14 protein-coding genes are annotated in these 18725 nt (G+C 41.0%); 10 read left to right on the top strand and 4 right to left on the bottom strand.

The genetic code is table 11. From position 1 onward, the window contains the following. Positions 1–170 precede the first annotated feature (170 nt). The 3 genes from PSF09_RS17405 (at position 171) to PSF09_RS17395 (ending at position 3422) form a co-directional block, all read left to right on the top strand. Positions 171–1904, top strand: coding sequence for a nitrilase-related carbon-nitrogen hydrolase (locus PSF09_RS17405; protein ID WP_272666386.1), 1734 nt, complete (start codon positions 171–173; stop codon positions 1902–1904). Between the two features lie 94 nt (positions 1905–1998). Beyond that, positions 1999–2712: a potassium channel family protein gene (locus PSF09_RS17400; protein WP_196718927.1), complete on the top strand. Its 714-nt coding sequence runs from the start codon at positions 1999–2001 to the stop codon at positions 2710–2712. Continuing rightward, entirely contained in the window at positions 2709–3422 is a 714-nt protein-coding gene (locus tag PSF09_RS17395; protein ID WP_210836497.1) for a YoaK family protein, read from the top strand. The genes PSF09_RS17400 and PSF09_RS17395 overlap by 4 nt, the downstream gene beginning before the upstream one ends. Positions 3423–3465: 43 nt before the next feature. Here the strand turns inward: PSF09_RS17395 and PSF09_RS17390 are convergent, their stop codons facing one another. The 4 genes from PSF09_RS17390 to manD form a co-directional block, all read right to left on the bottom strand. Beyond that, complete coding sequence (locus PSF09_RS17390) at positions 3466–4953, bottom strand: mannitol dehydrogenase family protein (RefSeq protein WP_210836495.1); 1488 nt, start codon at positions 4951–4953, stop codon at positions 3466–3468. Beyond that, positions 4934–6343 (bottom strand): MFS transporter, encoded by a 1410-nt coding sequence (locus PSF09_RS17385; RefSeq protein ID WP_004906844.1) that lies wholly within the window; start codon positions 6341–6343, stop codon positions 4934–4936. Before PSF09_RS17385 ends, PSF09_RS17390 begins: the two co-directional genes overlap by 20 nt. A gap of 61 nt (positions 6344–6404) precedes the next feature. Continuing rightward, positions 6405–7427, bottom strand: a complete 1023-nt coding sequence (locus tag PSF09_RS17380) for a Zn-dependent oxidoreductase (RefSeq protein WP_210836493.1) — start codon at positions 7425–7427, stop codon at positions 6405–6407. A gap of 24 nt (positions 7428–7451) precedes the next feature. Beyond that, positions 7452–8666, bottom strand: coding sequence for a D-mannonate dehydratase ManD (gene manD, locus PSF09_RS17375; protein ID WP_210836491.1), 1215 nt, complete (start codon positions 8664–8666; stop codon positions 7452–7454). 282 nt (positions 8667–8948) lie between these two features. Between manD and PSF09_RS17370 the strand changes: the two genes are divergently transcribed. The 7 genes from PSF09_RS17370 (at position 8949) to PSF09_RS17340 (ending at position 18681) form a co-directional block, all read left to right on the top strand. Next, positions 8949–9695, top strand: coding sequence for an FCD domain-containing protein (locus tag PSF09_RS17370; protein WP_042851476.1), 747 nt, complete (start codon positions 8949–8951; stop codon positions 9693–9695). 17 nt (positions 9696–9712) lie between these two features. Next, positions 9713–10906 (top strand): mannonate dehydratase, encoded by a 1194-nt coding sequence (gene uxuA / locus PSF09_RS17365; RefSeq protein WP_272666384.1) that lies wholly within the window; start codon positions 9713–9715, stop codon positions 10904–10906. Positions 10907–11510: 604 nt separating this feature from the next. After that, positions 11511–12446: a formate dehydrogenase accessory protein FdhE gene (gene fdhE, locus PSF09_RS17360; protein ID WP_004906186.1), complete on the top strand. Its 936-nt coding sequence runs from the start codon at positions 11511–11513 to the stop codon at positions 12444–12446. Between the two features lie 22 nt (positions 12447–12468). Beyond that, complete coding sequence (selA, locus tag PSF09_RS17355; RefSeq protein WP_272684243.1) at positions 12469–13860, top strand: L-seryl-tRNA(Sec) selenium transferase; 1392 nt, start codon at positions 12469–12471, stop codon at positions 13858–13860. Further along, positions 13857–15725: a selenocysteine-specific translation elongation factor gene (gene selB / locus PSF09_RS17350; protein ID WP_272684242.1), complete on the top strand. Its 1869-nt coding sequence runs from the start codon at positions 13857–13859 to the stop codon at positions 15723–15725. Before selA ends, selB begins: the two co-directional genes overlap by 4 nt. A gap of 69 nt (positions 15726–15794) precedes the next feature. Then, positions 15795–17459, top strand: coding sequence for an LTA synthase family protein (locus tag PSF09_RS17345; RefSeq protein ID WP_272666381.1), 1665 nt, complete (start codon positions 15795–15797; stop codon positions 17457–17459). 220 nt (positions 17460–17679) lie between these two features. Further along, positions 17680–18681, top strand: a complete 1002-nt coding sequence (locus tag PSF09_RS17340; RefSeq protein ID WP_272666380.1) for an NAD-dependent epimerase — start codon at positions 17680–17682, stop codon at positions 18679–18681. The last annotated feature ends 44 nt before the right edge of the window (positions 18682–18725 follow it).

Genomic DNA, 18725 nt, shown 5'->3' with positions numbered 1-18725 from the left:
TTAGCGGCTATATTTAGATACTCGATGTACTCAAATATAGCCGCTGCACTCAAGCTATTATTACCTAAATTATTTGGAATTATAGAAATATTCTTCCTGTTTAATATTTATTTTTATTAATAGCAAAAATTATTTATTTACTAATAAATTCTTTGAATAAGGATTATTGTATGAGTATTGCTGAAATAAAAAAAAGTAGTAAGGTGGCAGCCGTTGATTTTATTCCTGCATGGGGAGATTTAAATGGAAATATTCAACGTTTAGTTGAAGCGGCAGAAAAAGTGGCCGCTCAAGGGATAAATTATGCCGTATTTCCAGAAACGGCTGTGAGTGGTTATTTATTTTCGGACTCTACAGAATTAGCGCCTTATTTAGATACTATCCCTGGCAAAACGACCGCTGCAATACTACCCGTACTGGCTCGAACAGGAATGTATATGAGTGTGGGTATCGCGGAGCGCGATAGCGAAACTGGGCTGGCTTATAATTCAGCCGTTTTGATGGGGCCGGAAGGCATTATTGGTAAATATCGTAAAATAGGCCTAAATTCTCAAGATCAAAAAGTGTTTGCTCCGGGTAATACCGGCGTCAAAACCTTTGAAACACCGATTGGCCGTATTGCATTACTAATTTGTTATGATGATACCTACTGGCAATATGTACGTTTAGCCGCATTAGAAGGGGCACAAATCATTGGTTGGCATTCAGTATCCGACCGTATGATGCCTAACGCGAGTCCTGCTGAAATGCTTGGGGATCACTCAACCGTTGCGCATGTACAGCATATGAGTACTTTCAATGGTGTCTGGGTAATTTGTGCAACACGCAGTGGAATTGAAACTAACCCAATTACCAAAGGGCAGCTCTATTATAATGGTGGTTCGAGCGTATGGGCACCATCAGGACATAAAGTGGCTCAATCTCCAGTGCTTAGCCCATTAGAGTTAGAACCGGGATTAAATGGCATATACAGTGCGATGATTGACTTAGATGAAGCGGATAAACAGCGCGATGCATTACTGGCGAAGCGTCGGCCTGAATTATATTTCCCAATGCTTGCTTTTCATCGTAGCCCGACAGATATCAATGCCACATCAACAATAACGCAAACAACGCTGATTGCGGCGCAGTGGGAAAAATCGCTTTCTAAGCTAAACTCAGTCCTAGTGGGAGAAAATGAGTTGCTGGTTCTTCCTGAGCTTTCTGCGCTACCTTATACCAACGATCCCAACATTATTTTGTCTTATGCCGAACAACAAGGGGGCACTTTTGAGCAAACATTGAGTCAGGCGGCTCAAAAGGGGAAAGGGTATATTGTTGGAAGCTACCCTGAAATTGAAACGGATAAATTGTTCCATACGGTGGTGCTTGCAGGGCCATTAGGGGAAATATTAGCGCGCTATCGCGTTACACATCTTAATGAGCGAGATAGTGGCTGGGCAACAGCGGGTAGTTCTGTGAGTGTGACAGCAACGCCAATTGGGCGTATTGCACTGGCGGCTGCACATGAATTAGATGTTCCTGAATTAGGGGGGTTATACAGTACGTTACGCGCTGATATCCTTGCTGCACCAGCCGGTATCCCGAGTGATTTAAAAGTAGAAATTGATAGCCATCTTTTTTCGGTTGAAGAGCCGCCGACAGGACGTGCCGATTTTATCCCTTATGCCATCGCGACATTAAACCAATTATGGGTGGTTTGTGGAGGACGAAACGAACGTGATTCGACGTCAGCGGCTATTTATGGGCCAGAGCCTGTCGTGCTTACTCCAACCTTAACCGCACAACGAGGGGCTGAAGATGTACGTTTGCAAGCTCAGGTACCTGCTCCTTTTACGTGGATTAACCAAGAACGATTGGTGAGTGGCCAGCAAGCTATTTGGTTTCCCCCGTTAACACAGTAATGTTTATATTTTCCCGTTGTTGTTAGAAAAATAGCAACGGGATCTTATCATGAATAAAAGCCCTATTAATGGCTTCAATAATTAGATTATTAATATGCTGACTTTTCGACAGTTTGGTAGTCAAGAAACGTGGATTAAAACACTTCATTTTTTAGGGATTGTGGCCTCGTTGGTTTTAATAGCGAGTATTTCTATTGAAACCTTTAATCATGACCCCTTTCTCAAGCGGTCAATTTATTTTGATATTCAATTTTGGATCTGCATTTATTTTACATGTGATTTTTTTATTTTTTTATTTATTTCAAAAAATAAAAAAAAATTTGTCAAAAAATACGCGATTATCGTTTTGTTATCTGTTCCGTATTTAACCATATTGGATTACACATCGATAAAATTTACTGAGGAGCAAATTTATCTTATTCGGTTTATCCCCTTATTTCGTGGTGGTGCAGCGTTTGTCATGCTTATGATGATGGTTGTAAAACGAAATACGACAGCATTATTTTTATCTTATATGATTTTGTTATTTTCAACGGTCTATTTTATTAGCTTAATTTTCTACATTTTCGAACGGGGTCTTAATGTTGATGTTAAAACGTATGGGGATGCCATTTGGTGGGCGGCAATGACTGTCACCACATTGGGTTCAAATATTATCCCAGTGACGAGTGCTGGTAAAGTCATTACCACTATTCTGGCGGCTACTGGTATGACGGTTTTTCCTATTTTTACGGTATACATCACCTCGATTATTAGTCGACTAAGTCAGTCAGAAAAAGAATCATCAAGACAGGTAAGTAAACTATGATTTCCTCTCCTAAAGTCCCTTTTATGCAGTTACCCACGATCGCATTTTTATTAGCTATTGCATCAGGAATGCTTGATGGGTATGCCTTTTTTACGACTAAATCATTCGCTACTTTTCAGTCAGGCAATATTATTATGTTAGGTTATGAGTTTGCTAAGCACGGCCTAACCGCAGTGATGCCTTATATTATTTCTATTATTTCCTTTGGTGCGGGAGCAATGCTGTTGGCATGGATCCGTTATCGCTATAATACTGATGAAAAAACCTGGACATTTACGTTATTGTCATTGGAAATTGTCCTTTTATTATTACTTATTATTTATATTTTCTTATTTAACGTGCAGTCAAATGGATTTCATGCTGTTTGGGCTCTTTCTTTTATTGCGGGAATGCAAGGTAATGCGTTTCATAAGATTAATGGCATGCTATATGGCAATATTGCGGTGACCTTGAATGTGCAACTGGGCTTTAGTTCATTGGCAGAGTCTATTGCATTTAAAGGTCAAGAAAGAAAAAGTGCATTATATAAAAGTTATTGTTATTTTCTGACACTATTGGGCTTTGCTGGCGGGGCTTTCATGATGGTGTTATTAGCTGATTATGCAAAGGAATATGCTTTATTTGCCACACTAATTCCATTGTGTTTGATATTTTTCTTTGGACATCAGTTTTCGAAAGAAAATAAAGGAATGCCAATAGATTCAAACTAGTTTGGATGAAAGAGGCGGGGAAGCCCCGCCTGCTAAGATGTTGTTATAGGTCGTGCTGGTGGTTGAGCGCTTCAACTGTTTTTTTGGCACCGTTATCACGTAGTGAAAGGTAGAATGCAGTCACCTTTTCAGTAAATAACGAATTATTAACCAGTTCGTCGGTAAACAAACTGTTGAGAGAAAGCAGTGCGCGAACACGGCTTTCATCATCAGTGCTGTTTGCAACTAGCTCAGCCAATTTTACAGCCTGTGGGTCGCTGACTTGAATTTCTGCGCCATGATCATCTTTTCCGCTGACATAACGCATCCATCCCGCAACCGCTAAGGCTAAATAATCAAATGATTGGCCGTTTTTAAGATGAATTTGGATAGAGTCGAGTAAACGTTGAGATAATTTCAGCGTTCCATCCATCGCGATTTGCCAAGTACGATGTTTCAACCCCGTATTTTTGAAACGCTCAATCAGGGCATTAGCATAGGCGGGTAAATCCACATTTTTGATGGATAACGTTGGTGCTTGCTCATTGACCATCAGGTGATAAGCCGCTTTTTCATAAGCGCTATCCTGCATGCACTCATTAATGTATTGGTAACCAGCCAAATAACCTAAATATGCAAGAAATGAGTGGCTACCATTTAACATGCGCAGTTTCATTTCTTCAAATGGAATGACATCTGTCACTAATTGAGCGCCCGCTTTTTCCCACTCAGGACGGCCCGCGACAAAATTGTCTTCAATCACCCACTGGCGAAATGGCTCACAGGCAATGGCGACTTTATCGACGATAGGGCCCAGTTGAGATTGAATTTTCTCTGCAGTGTCTGGTGTCATGGCAGGTACAATTCTATCCACCATGGTAGATGGAAAAGTGACGTTGGCTTCAATCCAATTGGCCAGTGTGACATCCTGTTTTGCGGCCATCGCTAAAATGACATTTTTCGTAATATGGCCATTTTCAGGCATATTATCACAGGACATGACTGTAAATGGCGCAATACCTAGTGCTTTACGGCGTTTTAACGCCTCAACAATCAGGCCCGGCAATGATTTAGGGGTATCTGGTGAGGCTAAATCATGTGCGATAGCGGGGTTAGAAAAATCAATCGAGCCTGTCGCGGGTACATAGCAATAACCTTTTTCAGTAACAGTCATGGAAACGATGGCAATGTTAGGGTCTAACATGCGATTGATAACAGCATCAATTCCGTGAATGGTTGGGTGTAATGCTTCTTTTACCACCCCCACCGTACGGGTTTGCCAATTATCGCCTTGCATTTCAACTACGTTATAAAGGCAATCTTGAGCGAGTAAATCTTCAATTTGTTGCTCGCCACCGACTAAATTGACTTCGCAAAAACCCCAATTACTCTGCTGTTCTGTAGCTAAAATATCCGCAAAGATGGCTTGGTGGGCGCGATGGAACGCGCCGAAACCTAAGTGAAGCATTTTTACCTTTATCTGCTCCCTATCATAGCTTGGTACTTTGATAGTCGCAGGTAATTGGTTTAGGTTATTGGTTGACAGTTGCATATTTCACTTTACCTTTTTGTTGTTCAGCCTCTTCAACAGCATCCAACGTACTGGTTAAATCACGATCTTTCACTTCAGGCATAATGATGGCGCTGATTAATGAAATGGCAGAGTAAATGATGATCATGATGGCAATTGGCCACCAGCTTCCGGTGACGCTACAGAAAATACCTGCTAGAACTGGGCCTAAGCCAGAGGCAATTAAGCCACCAATTTCTTTGGCCACAGCCATACCGGTGAAGCGGTTACGTGAGTTGAACATTTCAGCCATCGTAATATTTTCTAAGGCAAATAATCCGAGTACTGAACAGTTATGAACGATAATAATACAGATGGTAATTAAGCTAACGCTGTTCGCACCATCGACGATGACAGATAACATCGGGTAGGCGAGCAACATGGCAGATAAACTAAGAATAATATAAGGAATACGACGACCAAATTTATCGGATATCAGACCAATCACAGGAATAGTTAGGAAACCGACAACGGAGCTGATCATGATCGCATCAGTTGGAATACTCTTATCAAACAATAGGCTTTGAACCAAATATCCTGCTAAGAAAGTTTGAATTAACCCAGAGTTACCTGCTTGACCGAAACGAATGCCAGTCGCTAACCAAAATGCTTTAGATTTAAACATGGCAAAGAAACTTTCTTTCGGTGGTGTTTGTACTGCAACTTTGGCTTCTTGTTCTTCCGTATTTTGCACTTTCTCAAATACAGGGCTTTCTTTCAGATTCAGTCGTAACCATACAGCAAACAGCATTACCACGAAGCTTGCCAAGAACGGTACACGCCAGCCCCAAGCCAGTAAGTCTGACTTATCTAACCAGAAGAACATGACTGCCCAAATCGCAGTTGCGCTTAATGTGCCACAGTTTGTTCCCAGACCCACTAATGAGGCCACAATACCACGGCGGCCTTTTGGTGCATATTCTGCCAGCATGGTACCTGCGCCTGAAATTTCAGCGCCTGCCCCTAAGCCTTGAATAATTCGCAAGAGAACTAATAACAGCGGTGCGAGGATACCTACCTGTGCGTAGGTTGGTAATACCCCGATTAATGTAGTACACACCCCCATCATAGTGATGGTGATAAAGAGTACTTTTTTACGACCGATTCGGTCGCCCATTTGACCAAAGAAAATCGCACCAACAATACGTGCGACATATCCGGCACCATAAGTTCCCATCGCAAGAATTAATGCCATTGAAGCGGATTGTTCAGGGAAAAATATTTCATGGAAAACAAGTGCTGCACCTAACGAGTAAAGCTGGAAATCCATAAACTCTAGAGCGGTTCCTAGCCAGCCTGAAACTGCAGCTTTGGTTAGATCGCCAGAACTGCGTTCCACTTTCCCTGATGGGTCAATTGACTGAGTATTCATATTATTATCCTATTAATCACGTAGGGTAGTATCCAAATTGGATTTATTTTTTTTAATTAAATTAAAAGGTTAAAAGAATTTTACAGCAGGTTTTCTGGTCTTTTTCAAAGGTTAAGATTGCCTCTTGTGCTTCAGTGAATGGGAACTGATGCGTCAAGATTTTCGTTGGGTCAATTTTTTTAGATTCTATCCAGCTAATCACCTCAGGGAATTTTTTGGCATTCAAACGTGAAGAAAACAATGAAATCTCTTTGCTGGTGATACTTTGCTGTGTAACGGCACTTGCTTCACTTGAAAAGCCCATAATAGAAACTCTTGCTGCGGGGGAAGCAATCAAGATGGCTTCTTGTAAGATAGCGGGATGGCAAGCGGCATCAAGTACTAACGTTGGGCGAAGCCCCAGTGCTTTGAGTTGCTCTGGTAGTGGGGTTTGTGAGTTATCAATGACAATATCAGCACCACAATCTTTTGCTCTTGCTAAACGTTCAGCCACACGGTCAACCATAATCAAGGTTTTGACTTGATAAACCCCTTTGAGAACCTGTGCGCAGGTTAACCCAATCGTACCCGCACCATAGACTAATGCGATGTCATCTTGAGTTGGGTGAACATGCGAAGTCACGTTGGCGGCAATAGAGTATGGCTCAACGGTAACGGCACATTCATCGCTGATTGAATCAGGAATAGTATAAGCATTGGCCGCAGGGACATTGACATATTCAGTGAACCCGCCATCAGTATGAACACCCAATACTTCTAGTGTTTCACACACATTTGGTTTACCAATTGAGCATGGGTAACAATGACCACAGCTAAGGACTGGGTCGATAGAGACACGTTCACCAACGCGTTTACTGTCTACGTCTGAACCCACTTTTTCAATGACACCGAAAAATTCATGGCCAATCACACGTGGATATTTTGCAAATGGGTTATGGCCACGGTAGATATGGCTGTCAGAACCACAAATACCGGCTAAGCGAACTTTTATTTGTACTTGATTTTCAGCCGGTTCAGGAACTGAACGTTCTTCAATCAATAACGTATTGGGTTCTTTAATTACTACCGATTTTACAGCTTTCATATTTGACTCCGAATAAAATAAAAATTACCAGTTCCACAACGTGCCGTCTTCGAGACGAGCGACTGGAAGATAAGCTGGGTTGTACGGGTATTTCGCTGCCAGTTTTTCATTAAAATCGATACCTAAACCGGGCTTATCACTTGGGTGCATATAACCATCGTTGAACGTCCAGTTGGTCGTAAATACGGACAACATTTCTTCTGAATAGCCCATAAACTCTTGAACGCCGAAATTGGGTACCCAAAGGTCAAAGTGTAAGGCGGCAGCATGGCAAATTGGGGATAAGTCAGATGGACCATGAGAACCAGTTCTGACTTGGTAAAGTGAAGCAAAATCAGCAATTCGGCGCATTCCCGTGATCCCACCAGCATGCGTGATTGTGGTGCGGATATAATCGATGAGTTGCTCTTCAATCAATTGTTTACAATCCCAAATGCTATTAAAAACTTCACCTACGGCGATTGGGGTGACGGTATGTTGACGAATTAATCTAAAACAAGCTTGGTTTTCCGCTGGTGTTGGGTCTTCCATCCAAAATAATCGATAATCTTCAATACTTTTACCGAAGCGAGCCGCTTCAATAGGGGTCAAGCGATGGTGCATATCGTGTAAAAGGTGCTCATTGAAGCCATATTTGTCCCGAACGGCTTCAAACAGTTTGGGCATAAAGTCCAGGTATTTTTCGGTTGACCAAAGTTGTTCTTCAGGGTGATGGCCTTTTGTGGCAGGTTCATAAGCAAGGTTTTTTCCTTTACTCTGTCCATAGGTGGTTGCCATTCCTGGAATGCCACATTGCACACGGATCGCTTTAAAACCTTTTTCTTTATATTTTGCGTAGTTATCTAGTGTTTCAGCAATATCGGTACCCGTGGTGTGGCAATAAACCATCACTCCTTCACGAGAAGCGCCACCGAGTAACTGATAGACCGGAAGGTTGGCAATTTTGCCTTTAATATCCCACAGTGCCATATCAATCGCAGAAATGGCGGACATCGTAACTGGGCCTCTACGCCAGTAAGCTCCCTTATAGAAGAACTGATAAATATCTTCAATTTTATGTGGGTCACGGCCTATTAGCTGAGGACAGAGGTGATCTTGAAGATAGGATGCTACAGAGAGCTCTCTCCCGTTAAGGGTGGCATCACCTAATCCATATACGCCTTCATCGGTCGTAATTTTTAATGTGACAAAATTACGACCGGGGCTACATACAAAGACTTCTGCTTTTATGATTTTCATTTTGGCCCGAATCCCTATTACGTGTTAACCAACTGATCAACCAAATTACCGTAAAATACTCAAAGTGGTTTATTTATTGGTTGACCAAATTCTCTTTTTTTCACTCTATCAATCGGTAAATTAAAAAACAATGACTAAAAAGACGACAATAAGTGAATCTGATCACAAATTGGTTAACTAATTTTGCGGAAATAGTGGATAAATTGGTTGACCATTGTAATGAGGGACGATAATCTACAATGGAAGAACTAAATTTAATTCGACAACGCGTTGTACATATATATGAAAACTCAATACCGCTCGTACCAATACCTAGGTCAGCAGTTAAAAGAGCTCATTGCATCTGGTGAATATCCGATAGGAAGTCGTTTAATGCCAGAGCGTGAGATCGCTAAAAAATATGATGTTAGTCGCTCATTGGTACGTGAAGCACTCATCATGTTGGAAATTGAAAAATTGGTTTCTATCAAGAAAGGTTCTGGAGTTTATGTCATTAATCATCCAGACCTATTGATTGATGAAATTAAAAGTTTAGATCATGGCCCTTTTGAAATACTGCAAGCTCGCCAAGTGATTGAAAGTGCGATAGCTGCATGCGCTGCTTTGTCAGCAACAAAAGCTGATATCCAAGAGATCCGCGCATTATTAGAAGATGAGCGAATTAAAGTCGCAAATAATGAAAGTGACGATGCTAATGATCATAAGTTCCACGTGTTAATTGCTCGCGCAAGCAAGAATGACATGATGGCGAAGATTATTGATGATATCTGGGCTGTGCGGTTACAAAGCCCTATGTGGGATAAGCTTCACGAACATATTGACAACACAACTTACCGAAAGAAGTGGTTGGTTGATCATGAAAATATTTTAAATGCACTACAAAAACGTGATCCGGAGTTGGCTAAAAAAGAGATGTGGCAGCATTTAGAGAATGTCAAAAATACGCTAATGCAGCTTTCTGATTTTGATGACCCCAATTTTGATGGTTACCTATTTGAAACAATTCCTTATCAGACTATTTTTGAATAATCGAAGGAGAAGTACTCATGGAGCATACGTGGCGTTGGTACGGTCCTAATGACCCTGTTTCTTTAAGTGATGCTAGGCAAGCAGAGGCGACAGGTATCGTCTCTGCGCTCCACCATATTCCTAACGGTGAAGTTTGGAGTGTCGAGGAGATTTTAAAGCGTAAGGCTATCATTGAAGATGCTGGGTTAGTTTGGTCTGTCGTGGAAAGTATTCCTGTTCACGAAGATATTAAAACTCAACAAGGTAATTTTGATCTCTATATTCAAAATTACCAACAGAGTATTCGTAATTTAGCATCCTGTGGTATTAAGACCATTTGCTATAATTTTATGCCAATTCTAGATTGGACGCGTACTGACCTTGCTTACACGCTACCGGATGGCTCCAAAGCGTTACGGTTCGATAATATTGCTTTTGCTGCGTTTGAAATTCATATTTTAAAGCGTGAAAATGCGGCAGCGAGTTATTCAGAACAAGAAGTTAAAGAAGCAGCTGAGTATTATGCCAATATGTCATCTGATGACATTGAAAATCTGATTAAAACCATCATCGCAGGGCTACCAGGTGCGGAAGAAGGTTATACATTAGACCAATTCCGTGAGCGCTTGGCGCTGTATAATAATATTGATGAAAATCAGTTACGTGAGAATTTACGTTATTTCTTGCAGAAAATCGTTCCTGTCTGTGAAGAAGAAAATGTGGTTTTAGCTATTCACCCGGATGACCCTCCACGCCCAATTTTAGGCCTGCCACGTATTGTTTCTACCATTGAAGATATGCGGTTTATTAAGCAAAGCTGCGATAGTATTCATAATGGGTTTACTATGTGCACAGGTTCTTATGGTGTACGAGCCGATAACGACCTAGTAAAAATGATTAATGAATTTGGTGATCGCATTCATTTCACACATTTACGTTCAACAGTGAGAGAAAATAACCCAAATACCTTCCATGAAGGCAATCATATTGCAGGTGATGTTGATATGTTTGAAGTGGTCAAAGCCATTTTAGCGGTTGAACAGAAACGCTATGCTGCGGGGCTTGCACCCATTCCAATGAGACCAGACCATGGCCACCAAATTTTAGATGATTTGAAAAAAGTGACCAACCCAGGCTATTCCGCTATTGGGCGCTTAAAAGGTTTAGCGGAAGTTAGAGGTTTAGAGCTTGCAATTAAGCGTATGTATTACCCTGAATTACTGAAAATCTAAAACCTAATTCGTTGTTAACAATATTGGCTTTTTATTTGGTATTTTGATGATACCAAAGGGACTGTTATACCCTTAAAGAAGCAAAACTGTTATTTCATTGTTACGCGACCGAATAGTATTTGGTCGCGTATTCTATTGACCATAAATGCTTTTTATATTTATTTTTATCTAAAAGGTACAGTAGATATGATATTAAATATATTTATGTTTTTATTTATTTCTTATTGAAGAACGGCAATAAAAAACACCTTGAGATAAGAGTGAAATACCTATTCCTGTTGCAAATAGAAGGCTGCTTGCAGCATAAGCTTGTAGTCATAACCACTTCAAACCATAACTTCAGAATTTTTATCCTAGTGATAACAATTTATTTATATCAAATAAAACAATCATCATCCTGATTTACATTTACCTTGATCTACTCCGGGTTAATGGAAGGGATAATTCAGGGGCTAGAGTAGCCTCAAGATGACTTTTGTTTTATCCTGAACATTAGAGAACCGCTTTCGCGGATATAAATATGATGAGCAAAAACGCTTTCGAGAAAATAAATAGCCTTTTCTCGGGAATTGTCGTTATAAAAAAATAGAAAAGAGAGAACGCAATGGGTATTCGTATCGTTCCTAAAGAAGAGTTAGGACAAGAAAGATTGAAAGAAAAAGGAATTGGTTTTATTCCACCAGTTCTGTTTCCTAACTTAAAAAGCTTATATCAGCGCCGTGCTGAGCGACTTAAAGAACTTGGTGCGGGAGAACATCCTTTTGCAGATTATCTGAATTTTGCCGCTGAAGTGGCAACCGCGCAACATAATGCACAGCATGATAATCCATTAGAAATGGATATGGCATCTATCCTTGAGCGTTCAACAAATACCAATAATTCGCCATTGGATGCAAAAACATTTCCACGCACAACACATTGGCACAAATTATTGACGGCAATTATTGCCGAATTAATGCCAGTCGTGCCTGAGTCTGTACGCCCTGCGTTAGAAAACCTGAATAAAGCGTCTGAAACAGAACTCGAAGCCATGGCAACTGCGCTGCTAAATGAAGAATTTGAAAAAGTGCCTGCGGATAAATCGATGTTTATTTGGGCTGCATTATCGGTGTATTGGGCACAAATGGCAGCAAATATCCCGGGTAAAGCGCGTGCAGAACATGGTGACCATCGTCATTTCTGTCCTGTATGTAATAGCATGCCAGTGTCGAGTATTGTGCAAATTGGTACATCACAAGGTTTACGTTATTTGCACTGTAATTTATGTGAAACTGAATGGCATATGGTGCGCGTAAAATGCAGTAACTGTGAGCAAACGGGTAAATTGAATTATTGGTCATTAGATGATGAAAATGCAGCAGTTAAAGCTGAAAGCTGTGGTGATTGTGGTAGCTATCTGAAAATCCTTTATCAAGAAAAAGAAGCTAAAGTTGAAGCTGTCGCTGATGATTTAGCGTCAATTATTTTAGATGCTCGCATGGAAGAAGAAGGTTTTGCACGTAGCAGTATTAATCCGTTCTTGTTCCCTGGTGAAAAATAAGCGGTAAAAGAGAATCGTGACTATGGCTGAATCAGACTTGGTTTTATATCGCCAACTTCCTGCGATTGATAAATTATTGCAACTCGATGAAGTGCAAATATTGATTGAACAATCAGGGGCTCACTGGGTCACTGCATGTTTACGTGAGATGCAAGAGCAAGCTCGAACCTGTATTGCACAGGCAGGGAAATTACCTGCCTGGCAGGAAGATTGGGTAAAAGAGTTAGTTCAACGCCATCAAGATTTAGGGCAAAGTGCCCTAAAAAACGTGTTTAACTTGACCGGTACGGTGTTACATACCAATTTAGGCCGTGCGGTAATGTCGACCACAGCCGTGAATGCGGTTAGCCAAGTGATGAGTTCGCCTATCACATTAGAATATTCTCTAGATGGCGCGATGCGAGGGCATCGTGACCGTGCGATTGCTGATTTACTGTGTGAGCTTACTGGCGCAGAAGATGCGTGTATTGTTAATAATAATGCTGCTGCAGTTTTATTATTGTTAGCAACGGTTGCGAATGGCCAGCAAGTTATTGTTTCTCGTGGTGAATTAGTTGAGATTGGCGGGGCTTTTCGAGTGCCTGATGTCATGGCTCAGGCTGGCTGCCAATTAGTTGAAGTGGGAACAACAAATCGGACCCACTTACGTGACTATGAGAATGCGATTAATGATCAAACGGCACTATTAATGAAAGTGCATACCAGCAATTACAGTATTGAAGGATTTACTGCTGAAGTTGAAGGTGAAGAGCTTGCAGAGCTAGGTAGAAAGCACCAATTACCAACGGCAATTGATTTAGGCAGTGGTTCGATGATTGATATGACGGCTTATGGGCTACCCGCAGAGCCCATGCCACAAAATTATCTTTCTCAAGGCATTGATTTGGTTTCAATTTCTGGGGATAAACTTCTCGGTGGCCCACAAGCAGGGATTATTTTAGGGAAGAAGAAATGGATTGATGCAATTCAAAAACATCCATTAAAACGTGCTTTACGGGTTGATAAAATGGTTTTAGCTGCACTTGAAGCAACGCTAAAACTGTATTTAACGCCCGAAAAACTCACAACAGAATTACCCACACTACGTTGGCTAACACGAGATCCTGAAACTATTCGTGATAGCGCAGAAAGTATCGTTGTTGCCCTACAAGCCTTTTACGGGGACAAATTCATTGTTGAAGTTGAGCATTGCCTCTCACAAATAGGTAGCGGCTCACTTCCTATCGACCGTCTTCCTAGCTTTGCGGTAACCTTTACACCGTTAAATGGAAAAGGTAGCGCATTAGAGCAACTCGCTACGCAATGGCGTCAGTTACCTCAACCCGTGATTGGGCGTATGAAAGAAGGTAAATTGTGGCTTGACCTGCGCTGTCTTGATGATGAACATGCGTTATTACAGGCTTTACTTTCATGATTTTTGCGACTGCAGGCCATGTTGACCATGGTAAAACCTCATTAATTCAAGCTATTACTGGCGTAAATACCGCACACCTCCCCGAGGAAAAAAAGCGCGGAATGACCATTGACCTAGGGTATGCCTACTGGCCGCAGCCAGATGGTAGCTCGATTGGTTTTATCGACGTTCCAGGACATGAAAAATTTTTAGCCAATATGTTGGCTGGGATTGGCGGCATAAATCATGCGCTTTTGGTTGTCGCTTGTGATGATGGTGTGATGGCGCAAACCCTTGAACACCTTTCTATTTTAAGACTAGCGGGCTGTGAAAATGTCAGTGTCATACTGACGAAGGCTGACCGAGTTGACCATTCGCGAATTGAGCAGGTTACGAAGCAAGTTACCTCTGAGTTGGCTCAGCAAGGTTGGCCAGATGCAAAACTATTTATTACGTCTATCGAAGATGGGCGTGGCATTGATGCGCTGCGGATATATCTGCAACAGCTTCATCAGCAAAGTGGTTCACATCCCAATATCCAACGTCGTTTTCGTTTAGCCATTGACCGCGTTTTTTTGGTTAAAGGTGCAGGGATTGTGGTGACTGGTACCGCGTTAGCGGGAAAAATTCAAGTTGGCGAATCACTTTGGGTGACTGGGGCGGATAAGCAAGTTCGTGTCAGAGGTATTCATCGGCAAAACCAACTATCTGAATTCGCTGTCGCGGGGGACCGTGTGGCTTTAAACTTGACAGGTGATATTGATAAAGAAAATATCACTCGAGGTGATTGGTTACTTGCAGAGCAACCTGCGTTTATTGCGACACGGGTTATTGTCGAATTGGAATGCGATACATTAATTAAGCACTGGCAGCCTGTGCATCTCTATCATGGTGCAAGCCATATCACTGGCCGAGTATCATTATTAGTGGAGCAAGGAGAAACCCCTGTTCTCGCAGAATTAATTTTAGATACCCCATTATGGTTAGTAGAGAATGACCGGTTAATCATTCGTGATATTAGCGCTCGCCAAACGTTAGGTGGGGCTCGAGTGATACGTTTGGTTTCCCCACGCCGAGGTAAAAGGCTCCCAGAGTTTTTGGATTGGTTATCTAAGCTTTGCCGAGAACAAGACGAACTGGCTCACTTTAAGTTACAACTTCCACAAGGTGAACTTAATTTACGGGATTACAGTTGGGCGCGGCAGCTCACCCATGAAGCATTAGATAATTTATTAGCAAAAACGGATGTGGAACGGGTTGGCAATCACGTTTTATCCATGTTTAAAACGCAAATAGCGAAAGAACATATCGTTCAAACTCTTGAAAAATTTAATGAAATACACAGTGACCAAATTGGTGTTGGCAAAGCACGTTTAAAACGTATGGCTCTGCCTTCAATGAGTGAGGCATTAGCCTTTAAATTCATTGATGACCTAATTACTGACAATGTTATTAAGCAAACACGTGGCTGGCTACATATGCCTCAACATGGGTTGGTGTTTGATGTGCAACAGCAGTTGATTTGGCAACAAATATACCCACTGTTTTCACGTAATGAGGCGTGGTGGGTGCGTGATTTAGCATTAGAAAGTGGTTATGAAGAAGACACGATGCGCCGCGTGTTAAAAAAGGCGGCACAAATGGGGTTAATTACGGCAATAGTTCGTGACCGCTATTATAGTCATGAACAAATTAATTATTTTGCTTCACTTATTCATCGTTATTGCTTGGAAAATGAAGCTATTTTTGCGGCTGATTTTCGTAACGAATTAGGGATTGGCCGAAAACTCGCGATTCAAATTCTTGAGTTTTTTGATAAAAGCGGTTTTACTCGTCGTAAAGGCGATGGTCACCATTTACGAGATAAAGGCATTTTCGTTGAATAAATTGAGTGTTTTAATCCGTTATAGTAGTGCCTCATAGCAACCTCCAATATTAAACTTGTGGTAAAACTAATGAAGAAAAAGTTATTTGCAGGCTTTTATCTGGCATTGATCTTTATTGGCTCCCTTTTCTTAGTCTTTGAAAAAGGTAGTGTAATTTATCCTGCACTCATATCGGTCAGTGTATATGCCGTTTTATTCGGTATTTTAATGGTGCTAACAGCCCGCTGGTTATTTTCTGCGATTATTACCAGTACATTATTTATCATTATTAAATTCCTGAACCAGTTAAAAGTTCATTATTACAAAGAACAACTCTTCTTTAGTGATATCAATATCATGACGGACACTTCCAATATGGGCACCTTGGGCCATTACTGGTTAGCGGGTGTCGCATTGGTTGGGTTCCTTATTTTATTAATCATTAATGGGGTTATTAGCTGGCGGTTGATCAAACCAAGCAAATCAAAAATGACTCGCTTTATTGGTGTCGTTCTTATTATTGCAGGTTACTTTGGTATTAACTTCACAAGCTCACATTATTATGACAGATGGTCCCAGACGTTGCCAAAAGGCCGGGGGACAGTGACCAATATTATTATGTCAGCACAAAATGCGAGTTATCAATCCCCTGAATTTGCCGGTTCAGCCGATTACTTTGTGGAAAAAGCGGCCACTATCTCCCTAGAAAATAATGCGGTATCAGAAAAACCAGACATCGTTTTATTACTACAAGAATCTACGGTTGACCCACATATTTATGATTTACCTGAAGGAACCAAACTTCCCGATTTATTTATGTTCCAGCAAGATAATGGCGTAAGCGCGCATAGTCAGATGCGGGTGCAAACTTTTGGTGGGGGAACTTGGTTATCTGAATTCTCCGCCCTAACAGGCTTAAATAGCGATGATTTCGGTGCGCAAAAAAGCGGTGTATTTTATTTTATCGTTGACCACCTTAAAAATAGCTTATTCAAAGAAATGAAGGCCAACGGTTATTATACCGTGGTACTTACCCCCTTTAATAAAGGTGCATACCATTCCGGCCATGCCTATGAAACGCTTGGGGTTGATAGAATTATTCAACCACAAGAACTTGGTTACCCAGGAAAATTACAAGATAACTTATGGACGATCAGCACCGATGATATGCTGAAATACGTAAAAGAAATCTTAGCTCAAGAAACAGATAAACCTGTATTTATTTTCTCTCTTACCATGTATGAACATGGCCCCTATAAAGAGAGTCATAGTGATGACTATGGCATAAAAGATAAAATTAAAAATCCAGATGCTGCAGGTGAATTTAGCCATTACATGGACAAAATCGTAACTTCAGATGCATCAATACGTGATTTTGCAGACTTTATTGAAAAACGTGAGCGTCCGTTGATGTTCTTATATTTTGGTGACCATCAACCAGGCATTAGTTTAAATCAGTATAATTCTTCATTTTCATCCCCCGCTTATTTAACACAATTTACCTTACGGGATAATTTGAAATCAGGCGCGGTGATAAAAACGGGCCAGTTAACTGATATTTCCTTCTTAGGCGGTATCTTATTGGAAAGGGCAAATTTAAAAATTTCCCCATTTTATGAGGCCAACATCAAGATGCGTCACTTATGTGATGGCAAGCTGAATGATTGTGAAGACCAGAAGTTACTGGATAGCTACCGTAACTATGTTTATAAAATTTTAGATGCAGCCAATGCCAATAAAGGCGATATTCATTAGTATGTGATTATCAGCCGTAGATATTTACGGCTGATACCTTCTTTTTATGATTCCCCACCTAGAATATTAATATTTTCTTAAAATTTATTATTTTTTACGATTTTTGGTTTTCATAACAAAACCATTTGTTATTTTTTTTGTCTTAATTTTAGTTAATTTTTCTGTGAATTAGGTGCTCATTTAGAGCTTTAGAATGGTTTAACGCTAGAAGACAATCAATATGAAATATTTGGTTACGGGAAGTGCGGGTTTTATTGGTTTTACGCTTTGCCAGCGTTTATTAGAGAATGGGCATGAAGTTGTCGGAATTGATAACTTAAATGCGTATTATGATCAGGGGCTTAAACAATCCCGTTTACATTTATTGGAGCAGTTCCCTTTATTTCGCTTTATTCATCTTGACCTCACTGACCGTGAAACCGTTCGGGTATTGTGTACCCAAGAACAATTTGACCGAGTCATTCACTTAGCGGCACAAGCGGGTGTTCGTTACTCGTTGGAAAACCCATTTGCTTATGCAGATAGCAATTTGACCGGCCATCTCGCTATTTTAGAAGGCTGCCGTCAGGCAAAAGTGAAGCATTTGGTCTATGCCTCTTCAAGTTCGGTGTACGGCGTAACCGATAAGACGCCATTTACCACGGACATGGCAACCGATCACCCTATCTCACTGTATGCTGCAACAAAGAAAGCCAATGAATTAATGGCGCACTCATATTCACATTTATATCAGTTGCCGACTACAGGGCTGCGCTTCTTTACGGTTTATGGCCCATGGGGGCGCCCAGACATGGCTTTATTCAAATTTACGAAAGCTATTTTGGCGGGCGAGCCTATCGATGTCTATAATAACGGCAATCTCAGCCGTGATTTCACTTTTGTTGATGATATTGTCGAAGGTGTGATCCGTATTTCAGATATAATTCCACAAGCAAACCCGAATAACTCTTCGGCATCACCAGCAGAAAGCAGCGCGCCATATCGAATCTATAATATTGGTAATGGGCAGCCCGTTAAGTTGATTGAATTTATTTCTGCACTGGAAAAAGCACTGGGTAAAGAAGCGATTAAAAACTTTTTACCTATGCAAGCGGGTGATGTGTACACCACTTGGGCGGATACAGAAGACTTGTTTAATGTAACAGGTTATCGCCCACAAGTTTCTATTGAGCAGGGTGTTCAAGCATTTGTGGATTGGTATCGTTCTTATTACCACCAATAATATCAATAAGCTGTAACATCCTTAGCAGGATTTGAGAGGCAAGT

Origin of the sequence: Providencia sp. PROV141 (genome assembly GCF_028481645.1) — a bacterium.
GTDB lineage: Bacteria > Pseudomonadota > Gammaproteobacteria > Enterobacterales > Enterobacteriaceae > Providencia > Providencia rettgeri.
The sequence above is the reverse complement of the archived record's forward strand: the minus strand, read 5'-3'. Positions and strand labels throughout refer to the sequence as shown.

Excerpts from the sequence above, each read along its gene's own strand:
- PSF09_RS17345 (WP_272666381.1), top strand. The coding sequence starts at position 15,795 with ATGAAGAAAAAGTTATTTGCAGGCTTTTATCTGGCATTGATCTTTATT.
- PSF09_RS17380 (WP_210836493.1), bottom strand. The coding sequence starts at position 7,427 with ATGAAAGCTGTAAAATCGGTAGTAATTAAAGAACCCAATACGTTATTG.
- manD (WP_210836491.1), bottom strand. The coding sequence starts at position 8,666 with ATGAAAATCATAAAAGCAGAAGTCTTTGTATGTAGCCCCGGTCGTAAT.
- PSF09_RS17390 (WP_210836495.1), bottom strand. The coding sequence starts at position 4,953 with ATGCAACTGTCAACCAATAACCTAAACCAATTACCTGCGACTATCAAA.
- PSF09_RS17385 (WP_004906844.1), bottom strand. The coding sequence starts at position 6,343 with ATGAATACTCAGTCAATTGACCCATCAGGGAAAGTGGAACGCAGTTCT.
- selB (WP_272684242.1), top strand. The coding sequence starts at position 13,857 with ATGATTTTTGCGACTGCAGGCCATGTTGACCATGGTAAAACCTCATTA.
- selA (WP_272684243.1), top strand. The coding sequence starts at position 12,469 with ATGGCTGAATCAGACTTGGTTTTATATCGCCAACTTCCTGCGATTGAT.
- PSF09_RS17405 (WP_272666386.1), top strand. The coding sequence starts at position 171 with ATGAGTATTGCTGAAATAAAAAAAAGTAGTAAGGTGGCAGCCGTTGAT.
- PSF09_RS17400 (WP_196718927.1), top strand. The coding sequence starts at position 1,999 with ATGCTGACTTTTCGACAGTTTGGTAGTCAAGAAACGTGGATTAAAACA.
- PSF09_RS17340 (WP_272666380.1), top strand. The coding sequence starts at position 17,680 with ATGAAATATTTGGTTACGGGAAGTGCGGGTTTTATTGGTTTTACGCTT.
- fdhE (WP_004906186.1), top strand. The coding sequence starts at position 11,511 with ATGGGTATTCGTATCGTTCCTAAAGAAGAGTTAGGACAAGAAAGATTG.
- uxuA (WP_272666384.1), top strand. The coding sequence starts at position 9,713 with ATGGAGCATACGTGGCGTTGGTACGGTCCTAATGACCCTGTTTCTTTA.
- PSF09_RS17370 (WP_042851476.1), top strand. The coding sequence starts at position 8,949 with ATGAAAACTCAATACCGCTCGTACCAATACCTAGGTCAGCAGTTAAAA.
- PSF09_RS17395 (WP_210836497.1), top strand. The coding sequence starts at position 2,709 with ATGATTTCCTCTCCTAAAGTCCCTTTTATGCAGTTACCCACGATCGCA.